The organism is uncultured Campylobacter sp. (assembly GCF_938031315.1).
In the GTDB taxonomy this organism is placed as follows: Bacteria; Campylobacterota; Campylobacteria; order Campylobacterales; family Campylobacteraceae; genus Campylobacter_B.
Genome location: NZ_CALHHT010000308.1, coordinates 1 through 9,454, shown reverse-complemented (window position 1 = coordinate 9,454; position 9,454 = coordinate 1). Strand labels below are relative to the sequence as shown.

General features: G+C 44.5%; 10 protein-coding genes and 1 tRNA gene. 10 read left to right on the top strand and 1 reads right to left on the bottom strand.

Annotation, left to right across the window (positions count from 1 at the left end; all coding sequences use genetic code 11):
• Positions 1-373: 373 nt before the first annotated feature.
• Positions 374-1,639, bottom strand: a complete 1,266-nt coding sequence (locus Q0236_RS07635) for a 3-isopropylmalate dehydratase large subunit (protein WP_297916613.1) — start codon at positions 1,637-1,639, stop codon at positions 374-376.
• Positions 1,640-1,736: 97 nt separating this feature from the next.
• Between Q0236_RS07635 and Q0236_RS07630 the strand changes: the two genes are divergently transcribed.
• The 10 genes from Q0236_RS07630 (at position 1,737) to Q0236_RS07585 (ending at position 9,138) form a co-directional block, all read left to right on the top strand.
• Positions 1,737-2,261, top strand: a complete 525-nt coding sequence (locus Q0236_RS07630; RefSeq protein WP_297916610.1) for a nitroreductase family protein — start codon at positions 1,737-1,739, stop codon at positions 2,259-2,261.
• 5 nt (positions 2,262-2,266) lie between these two features.
• Positions 2,267-3,589, top strand: coding sequence for an NFACT RNA binding domain-containing protein (locus tag Q0236_RS07625; RefSeq protein ID WP_297916608.1), 1,323 nt, complete (start codon positions 2,267-2,269; stop codon positions 3,587-3,589).
• Between the two features lie 49 nt (positions 3,590-3,638).
• On the top strand, positions 3,639-4,403 hold the full coding sequence (locus tag Q0236_RS07620; RefSeq protein ID WP_005872778.1) for a phosphatidate cytidylyltransferase: 765 nt from the start codon (positions 3,639-3,641) through the stop codon (positions 4,401-4,403).
• Positions 4,397-5,482: a 1-deoxy-D-xylulose-5-phosphate reductoisomerase gene (gene dxr / locus Q0236_RS07615; protein ID WP_297916606.1), complete on the top strand. Its 1,086-nt coding sequence runs from the start codon at positions 4,397-4,399 to the stop codon at positions 5,480-5,482. Before Q0236_RS07620 ends, dxr begins: the two co-directional genes overlap by 7 nt.
• 187 nt (positions 5,483-5,669) lie before the next feature.
• Entirely contained in the window at positions 5,670-6,626 is a 957-nt protein-coding gene (locus Q0236_RS07610) for a DUF3137 domain-containing protein (RefSeq protein ID WP_297916604.1), read from the top strand.
• 396 nt (positions 6,627-7,022) lie between these two features.
• Positions 7,023-7,098, top strand: a tRNA-Val gene (locus tag Q0236_RS07605).
• 189 nt (positions 7,099-7,287) lie between these two features.
• A complete protein-coding gene (locus tag Q0236_RS07600) occupies positions 7,288-7,548 on the top strand; it encodes a hypothetical protein (RefSeq protein ID WP_297916602.1) in 261 nt (86 codons plus the stop codon).
• 120 nt (positions 7,549-7,668) lie between these two features.
• Positions 7,669-8,187 (top strand): hypothetical protein, encoded by a 519-nt coding sequence (locus tag Q0236_RS07595; protein ID WP_297916600.1) that lies wholly within the window; start codon positions 7,669-7,671, stop codon positions 8,185-8,187.
• A 117-nt stretch (positions 8,188-8,304) separates the two neighbouring features.
• Positions 8,305-8,709: a hypothetical protein gene (locus tag Q0236_RS07590; protein WP_297916598.1), complete on the top strand. Its 405-nt coding sequence runs from the start codon at positions 8,305-8,307 to the stop codon at positions 8,707-8,709.
• Between the two features lie 102 nt (positions 8,710-8,811).
• Positions 8,812-9,138 (top strand): hypothetical protein, encoded by a 327-nt coding sequence (locus Q0236_RS07585; protein WP_297916596.1) that lies wholly within the window; start codon positions 8,812-8,814, stop codon positions 9,136-9,138.
• Positions 9,139-9,454: the final 316 nt, after the last annotated feature.

Sequence of the window (9,454 nt, the reverse complement as noted above, 5' to 3'; positions counted from 1 at the left end):
AGCATAATTCTACTACTTCTTGTTATATCGATAACGACAAGGAGGGTAACATAACCATAAAGCATTATCATAAAGATATGGAAAATATTATACAAAACGAAAACGATAAATATTTTATAGAGTTCCCAGTAAGAAAAGAAAATATATTAAATTGAACGTTGTCTTGCTTAAAATAGATGGTTTATATAAAATTTATATCACAATATATATTTAAAATTTCATCGGTTCGGTTGCAAAATTTCCGCGATAATCTGAACGATTATTTTAAATGTATGGGCGATTTAAATTTTAGGATAAATACAAATGAGCAGATCTACGGATTTCTTAAACCGCGCAAGGTAAAGCCTTGCGCGGCAAATTTAAATTTCTAAACCTATAAATCCCTCGGATCGGCGATCTTGCCTGCGACAGCGCTAGCTGCGGCGACGGCGGAGTTTGCCAGATATACTTCGCTCGTTCTATCGCCCATGCGACCGACGAAATTTCGATTAGTCGTGCTTACGCAGCGCTCGCCCACGCCCAAAATCCCCATATACCCGCCCAGGCACGCGCCGCAGGTCGGGTTGCTCACGACCGCGCCCGCTTCTACGAAAATATCCCACAGCCCCTCTTTTTGCGCGGCCAGAGCGATCTTTTGCGTCGCAGGCGTGATGATGAGGCGGGTTTTGCGCGCGACCTTGCGACCTTTTAAAATTTGCGCCGCGATCCGCAGATCGGAGAGCCTGCCGTTGGTGCAGCTGCCGATAAAGACCTGATCGACGGCGATATCGTCGCGCACTGCCTCGCGCACGCTCTTGCCATTGCTAGGCAGAAACGGATAGGCAATCACCGGATCAAGCTTACTCACATCGATCTCTAAAATTTGCTCATAGTTCGCGCCCTCGTCGGAGTAGTGAAATTTCGGCTCGGCACGCAAATTTTTATCCGCCAAAAATTCCTTCGTGATCTCATCGACCGCGACGATGCCGCTCTTGCCGCCCGCCTCGATCGCCATATTGCAAAGCGAAAATCTGCTATCCATATCCAGGTGCTTAAGCGCGTCGCCGCAGAACTCCAAAGCCTTATAGCGCGCGCCGTCCACGCCGATAAGGCGGATCACCTCTAAAATAAGATCCTTGCCGTAGATGTGCGGCGCGGGCTTGCCGTGAAAAATTACTTTGATCGTAGGTGGCACCTTAAACCAATTCTTGCCCGTTATCATCGCAAAAGCAAGATCGGTGCTGCCCATACCGGTCGCAAATGCCCCCAGCGCGCCGTGGGTACAGGTGTGGCTGTCCGCGCCGATGATGACGTCGCCGGGCACTACGAGCCCCTTTTCAGGCATCAGCGCATGCTCGATACCCATATCTTTTTCGTCGAAATAATTTTTCAAATCGTGCTTGTAAGCAAACTCGCGTGAAATTTTAGCTTGATTTGCGCTTAAAATATCCTTCGTAGGGATGTAGTGATCCATCACGATCGCAAAGCCGTCCGGGTTGGCAAGCTTTTTCGCGCCGCTAAGCTCGAACTGCTTGATCGAAATCGGCGTCGTGATGTCGTTGCCGATGACCATATCGATGGCGCTTTCGATGATCTGTCCCGCAAAAACCGCCTCGCCCACGTGCTCGCTAAAAATTTTCTCCGTGATCGTCTGCTTCATAAAATCTCCTTCGTATCGGTTAAATTTGCGCGATTTTAGCTAAAAAATCATAAATTTTTGCAATTTTATGTATAATTGGGTCGCAAGGAGCGAGACGATGGAAATTTTAGATATTTTTGCAAACCGCAGAAGCGTCAGAAAATATACGGATGCGCCGCTTGAGGACGAGGCGCTGGATAAAATTTTAAAAGCGGGCCTGCTTGCGCCGTCGGGGCATGCACGCCGCCCGTGGGAGTTCATCCTCGTGCGCGACAAACGGATGCTTGAGCGACTAAGCGGATGTCGCAGCAGCGGAGCGAATATGCTAAAACAGGCTTCGGCCGCGATCGTCGTGATCGCAGATGAGCAGAAGCAGGACGTCTGGATCGAGGACTGCTCGGTAGCGCTAGGCTACATGCACCTTGCCGCAAGCGCGCTAAATCTCGGCAGCTGCTGGGTGCAGGTAAGATTGCGCGCCGCCGCGGACGGACGCAGCAGCGAGGAGTTTTTGCGCGAGGCGCTGGGCTTTCCGCTAAATTTTAAAGCAGAAGCGATACTGGCCCTCGGCGTGCCGCAACAGCGCCTGAGCCCTCACGATCTGCAAAAGTTAAATTTAGCCAAAATCCACAAAGAGAAATTTTAACGCGTATGAAGTATCAAAATTTAATTCAAATTTGCGAGTATCTACGCGCCAAACGCTTCCTTTCGCACATTAAGCGCGTAGGAGATAACCTTTTTAAAGTCTGCTTTGACGGCAACGAGACGCTGTTTTTTGATATGAATAAATCAGGCTGCAATATCCACGAAAATGACGCTTTTACCGAAGGTAAGGTTTACGCGGCGCCCTTTGATGTGCTACTTGCCAAGCGCTTTGTAAAATCGCGCATCACCTCCGTTAGCGTGCCAGAAAATAATAGAATTCTATGCCTTAGCGTAAGCCAAAACGCAAGCTACAAAACCCAAAGCTCAAATATCTACTTCGAATTTACCGGGCGTTTTACAAACGTAATAATCACCGACGAAAATGATGTGATTTTAGAGGCACTGCGGCACTTCGAGACGGAATTTAGACAGATCAAGGTAGGAAGAAAACTCCGCCACCTACCGCCTGCAAATATTAAAGAAGCCCCCGTGCCAAAAATTTCGGACTTTAGAGCATTTTTTCGCGCGGAATTTAACGCGCTAAATGCGGATCGCTTAAACTCGCTCAAATCCGCAAAAATCACGGCGCTAAATAAAAAGCTAGACTCGGTGCGTGAGGCTTTAGGCTCTTTGCAAAGCAGCGCCGAACTACTGCGAAGCGCCGAGCTTTTAGGTGCGAAAGCTGCCTTGCTAAAAGAAAATATCTATAAAATTCCAACTAGCGCGCGAGAATTTACGCTGCAAAAAGGAGACGCCGAAGCGATAGAATTTAAGCTACAAAAGCCTGTAAGCGCCACTTTGGGCGAGCTTTACTCCGAGGCAAAGCGTCTGCGCCAAAAGGCTGCTAATATCCATATCGAAGAGCAAAATTTAAAGGAGAAACTCGCGTTTTACGAGAATTTAAAATCGCTCATTATCACCGCACAGGATGCACACGAGATCGAAATTCTAATGCCTAAGCGCACGCAAATTAGGCAAAAAAGCAAGGAAAAAAATAGCGAATATGTAGCGAGCTTTTATCTCGGGGATTTTAAAATCAGCGTCGGTAAAAACGAAAAAGGCAATGAGTTCTTACTAAAAAATAGCTCCAAATCCGACTATTGGTTTCATCTTAAGGATATTCCAAGCGCACACGTCATCGTAAAGACAAATAAGCAAAGTCTAAGCGAAGAGGTGGTCGAATTTGCTGCTAAAATTTGCGTGAGCTTCAGTGCAAGTGGCAGCGGAAAATATCTCGTCGATTACACCAAACGTCAAAATGTCAAAATCAACGAAGGTGCTTTCGTAAACTACGTAAATTTTAAAACAATCAGCGTTTTAAAGCCGTAATAAGCGAGCTTGCGATATAATTGCTCAAAATAAATTCCAAGGAAATTCTATGAAGCAAAGAATAATCACGGCAAGCATTTTACTCGCCGTATTTTTGGCTCTAATTCTCATAAACGCTAGGTGGCTAAATTTCGCCGTATTTGCGCTGATACTCGTGCTGGCGTTTTTTGAAAGCCTCAAATTATGGGGTCTGGAGGAAACTAGCAAAAAGTGGCTCGCGCTGGCGATCGCGTTTTTTGCGCTGCTACCATTTACGCAGACCGATGAGCCTTTCGTCTCAGCGCTAAAAGTTAGCATCCTAATGATCCTATGCGTCGCCTCTGTCGTAGCCTTTACCAAGGGTCCTAGCCTGAAGATCACGCTTCCTTTCATCTATCCCGTTGCGCCGATATTTTTTATGTGGGCGGCTTACGATGATTTCGGGGAAGTTTTTCACTTCGTTTGGCTGATCTTTATTATCGTAGCTAGCGATAGCGGCGCGTATTTTATTGGAAGAGCTTTCGGCAAAACTCCGCTAAGCGCCAGTTCGCCGAATAAAACCGTAGAAGGCGTACTAGGTGGTCTTGCGCTCGCGCTTATCGTTAGCCTCATTTATGCGCGCATCTTTACCAATATGCCGCCGCTTGAAATTTTAGGAAAAACCATCATCATAGCAATTTTTGGCGTGTTTGGCGATCTGTTTGAGAGCTACCTAAAACGCGCGGCGGGTCTTAAAGACAGCGGCGCGCTCTTTCCGGGGCACGGCGGGATCTTAGACCGCATCGACGGCTATATGTTCGGCGCGATCGCGATGGCGATAGTCTATTCATGGTAGTTTTAGGCTCCACGGGCTCTATCGGCACAAACACCCTAGACGTAGCCGCGCGCAGCGGCAGTATGATCGAAGCGCTTAGCTGCGGGCGCAATATCAAGCTTTTAAACGAACAGATCGCAAAATTTCATCCTCGTCTCGTCTGCATCGCGGACGCGCAGCAAAAAAGCGAGGTAGATCACGAGCGGGTATTTTGCGGCGCAGATGGAATTTTGCAGATGCTTGCGGAGTGCAAAAGCACGACCGTGGTAAACGCTCTCGTAGGCTTTGCGGGCATGATGCCGAGCCTAAAAACCCAAGAGCTCGGAAAGAGGCTCTGTCTAGCCAATAAAGAAAGCCTCGTCGTCGGTGGGAAATTTCTGCAAACGGATAAAATTTACCCGATCGACAGCGAGCATTTCGGACTGAAATTTTTACTTAGCAACGCTAAAATCCCCGTTTCGCGCCTAATCATCACGGCTAGCGGCGGCGCATTTTACGACGTTCCGCTAACGCAGCTGGGCTCGCTCACGCCGCAAAACGCCCTCAAGCACCCCAACTGGAAGATGGGCGCGAAGATCACGATCGACAGCGCCACGATGGCGAATAAGCTCTTTGAGGTGATCGAGGCGTTTTGGCTCTACGGCACGCGCGAGATCGATGCGCTCATCGAGCGCACCTCGCAGATCCACGCGCTAGTCGAATTCGCAGACGGCTCTACGACGGCGCATATTAGCAGAGCCGATATGCGCCTAGCTATCGCGCACGCGATGTTTAGCGGCGACGTACGGGAGCAGATCACCGCACCCGTGGATCTGTGCGCCCTGCGACCGATAGAGCTTAAACCGATCGACGAGATGAAATTTCAAATTTTTACCCTCAAAGACGCGCTGTTAGCAAACCCCGATCTCGGCGTCGTCATCAACGCCGCAAACGAAGCGGGCGTAAATGCGTTTTTGCAGCAGCGGTGCCGCTTCACCGACATTGCGCGCGTCGTGCTAAAGTGCGCGGAGAAATTTAACTCGCCTAGCGTGACGGACGCGGATGCGCTTGTGGCGGTGGATGCGAGCGTACGAGCGTATGCAAACGAGCTACTGAAATAAGTTTTTTTAATCACGGAATTTATGCTGCAAGTTAAGCTTGGCGGCAAATTTCAATGCGCGCGGCTCGCGCAAGTAGCCATAAAATTTAGCGGCATATAAACAGCGTGCGCCTATTGCGCCGTATCGGGCGCAGATTTACGCTGTGCCGCAAGGTTGCGCCATTAAATTTAATAAATAGAGGTTGGGCGTGGATATTAAAACCGTCATAGAGTTAGAAAAGCAGCGCAAACAGCTTAAGAAAAGTCGCAAGCTTTGGAAAATTTTAAGTTATCTGGTAGCGTTTGCGGTTTTCGGTCCGATGCTTGCGCTCGCATTGATAATCATCTTTCTTGATTTTCCCAAACTCGATCTTGGCATAGAAAGCTTATCTTTTTTGGTCATGTCTATTTTAGCAATAATCGCCATGCGGGACGAATTTTACGAGTGGATTTTTGACCGCAAAACCGAGCGATTTTTGATGCGCTACAAAGAGCTTTATCTCAAGCCCTATATCGAGAGCCTGGGCTTTTCGTATAAAATGGGCGCGCTTTTTCAGGAAAAAGAGGTAAGAGCAAGCGAGATATTTGACGGATTTGATAGATTTCGCGCGGATGATCTGGTTTGTGCGAACGCAGGCGGAGTGGATTTTATGTTTTGCGACATAAGGCTGGAAAAGGACATCGGTACGGGAATTCCATTTATTTTTAAAAATAATTACGTCACATTTTTCGAAGGACCCTTTTTCATGGCAAATTTTAATAAAAAAATCCACTCCGACGTTTTTGTTTTCTCGAATACGACACTGCCGCCGTCTGAGTTGCGGTACAAGCTACTGGGTGGTCGCGAAATCCCGATAGATAACGCGAACTTCAATCAAAATTTTACGATCTATGCAAACGACGCAATGACGGTTATGTATGTTCTGACGCCCGCGCTGATGGAGAAAATTTTATCTCTTAAACAGCTCGTGAAATCGAACATCTCGCTGAGCTTCAAGCAAAATAAAATTTACATCGCGATAGCTCGCGGCGCCGATAGTTTCGAGCCGAGCCTGGATCAGCCGATACTCAATGCCCGCATCGCAAAGGATATCAAGGCGGATCTGGACGCGATGCTGCAAATCGTAAAAATTCTAAGGCTGAATGAAAAAATTTGGATGTCTTAGCTAGGCACAAGGCGGAGCGAGGCAAGCGGGCAAAATAAGATAGGACGAAGCAGGGCGGGTAGATGAAACGAGGCGGGGTAGAAGCAAAGCGACTAGATAAAACAAAGCGGAGCAGAATAAGCTGGGGCAAAACACGCGAGTGTCGTGCAAGCGCGATAAATTTCACGCAGAATTCGAAATTTTAGTAATGGGATGAAATTCGGCGCGGGATTGCGAATTTTAGTAGCGAGATAAAATTCCGCGCGGAGCTTCGGCATGATGGTGAAATTTCGCGTAGAATTCGACGAGGTTTTGAGTCGCGGCGGAATCTTGTATAGAATTTTGGCGGAATTTTACGAAAAATTAAAATTTGCTTGCTATTGAGAGATTTTTTTGATATACTGCCGTTTCTTTTTTGGCCCCGTAACTCAGTTGGTAGAGTGTCACCTTGACATGGTGGAAGTCGTTGGTTCGAGTCCAATCGGGACCACCACTTAAGTTGTTTTCAAATTTTAACCGCTTCATTTTCGCGCACAGTACTTATCTTAAATTTAGTTATTTCGATCCCTTTCATTTTTATTTTAGATATAATTTTTCCAAAATACTATGAGATCGGCTAACCGATCGATGAGGTAAATTCTATCGGCAACCGATTAAATTTAGAAAGGAGTATCGGCGATATATGGGGCAGTATGTTATAAAAACCTTAGACTATTGCGCAGAAAAGGGACTGCAGCTACAATGGGAAAAGGACTTCGCGATCTCCGTCAATGCTCTCGAAAACGAAGTTACTATAAGGGCGAATAAAAGCGGGCTTATATCTCTTGCCAGGCATCTGCTTACTTTAGCGCAAGATTCCGTGCCGAAACATTCGCATATACATCTGGATGAGTATAATTCGCTTGAGGAGGGCTCGGCGGAACTTATATTGGAGAAAATATGAACACAAACAGCTTCAATTTAGGTGGAAAAGAGTTATTATACTCCGCAATCAAAGGGATTTGGATCATATTTGACGGCGCTCGATGAATAACGGTATAGTGCGCAAAAGGAGAATAAATCAGTGCTGCCGAATAAAATTTATATAAAAGACGATCCTCTAACTATCGATGAGGAACTTATGGGGCATGAGTATCATAAATTAGATATTAAAATTCTAGAAGACAAAAAGCTTGTGGTATTGGGTTTTACTACGAATTTGGCTATGTATTATTTCGCAAAAAACATTTTAACATCATCGTATAATGAAAGAGTCTCATACCTAGAGCTTTTCCCTTATGAATATTGGGTGGGAGGAGCGCGATTTGCAAAAAATAGTGCTCAGCTATGCATAGATATAGAGGAATTTATCAAAATGGATGAAGCGGAGTGTTATATAGCGGACGATATGGGCAGGTATAAATTTAGGCTGGATTTTAAAACATTCTACCAAAGCGTTACATTTTATTTTCCTAATACGAAGGATTATATAAATTTCGCCAAATATCTGCTAAGTATGAGTATCTACAATAGAAAAAATAGGGTAAAATTTTATAGCGAAGATTATACGTTGATTTTACAATATTCCAGGTTTGTTATATGAGAAATTTAAAACGATCAAGAATAAAATTTATCCCTCATAGAGATCAAATTTAAGGATCATACGGTATGGCGCAAAACACGATGAGTAAAGCAGATCATAACGAAAAGAAGCAGCAAAATGTCAGATAGAATCGGCTATTTTTTTCTTGGCGTAGTATTATTTTTATACCTTATAATTTTTGCAGTAAATAAAAATATAAAGATAGGCGAGAAATATATTAAATTTGATGATGCAGGTAGTTTATGGATATTACCCGCAATCGTATTTTTAATAATGGGTATTTACGGCTTTTATTTCGCCTTCCGCTCTGAAAAGAGCATAAAAAGATATCCGAAGTATATGTGGTGTGCAGACTGCGGCAAATTTTACCGATACGAGGACGTCAAAGATACGGATCAAATTTACCCGGACTGTGGCAAAAAGCTTACGGAGTATAATGACGGCGACTACTGGCGAAGAAACGCTCCTCATCAAGGCGTTAAACCCCCAAAGCCCAAAAAGCGTAAATTTAAAAAGCGATGAAATTTTGATTTGTTATACGAGGAATATATAAAAATGCTAAATAGAATTTTTGCATTAATCGGCTTTTTTGATTTTTTTGTATGGGGATTAACGGCTGTTATATTGGGGAGAGTTGATATAAAACCCGATTTTATGGCATCGGTAAAATTTGAAAGCGCGTATCTGCGTATAATAATTGGAATTTTATGCTTTGCGGCGTGCGCTTTCTTTTTATATCTCGCATTTCGCTCCGAAAAAAGCATAAAATATTATCCTAAATTTATGCGCTGCAAAGGGTGTTTTAAATTTTATAATTTCTCGGACGTTAAAGATAGGAGTGTTTGCCCTAAGTGCGGAGGCGAACTGCAAGATTATGCCGAGATAGAAAAATCGGATCAAATAGAAAAGAATAAAAAGCTTGAAAAATATTTTAAATTTGAAAAAGAGTGACTAAAGAGGGTGTAAAATCAGCGCGATGAGGAATAAAATTTTAAAAGATAGGCGCAGTTAAGGTATAAAATTTTAAAATTACGTATGTATTTGCAAGGAATATCATAAGGCGTTATAAATAGAATTCCGACAAAGGAGCGAAAATAAGATGAAAATTTTGACATTAATATTAGCCATAATTTCTATAGTGGTATTTAATAGCCTAATGTATCCAAATAAAAGATAGAGCGCATTTTAAGCAGGAGGAGAGATGAGAAATTTTGTTATATCTTTTATCGCATTATGCCTATATGGGTGCAGTCCTACGATTTTAGGG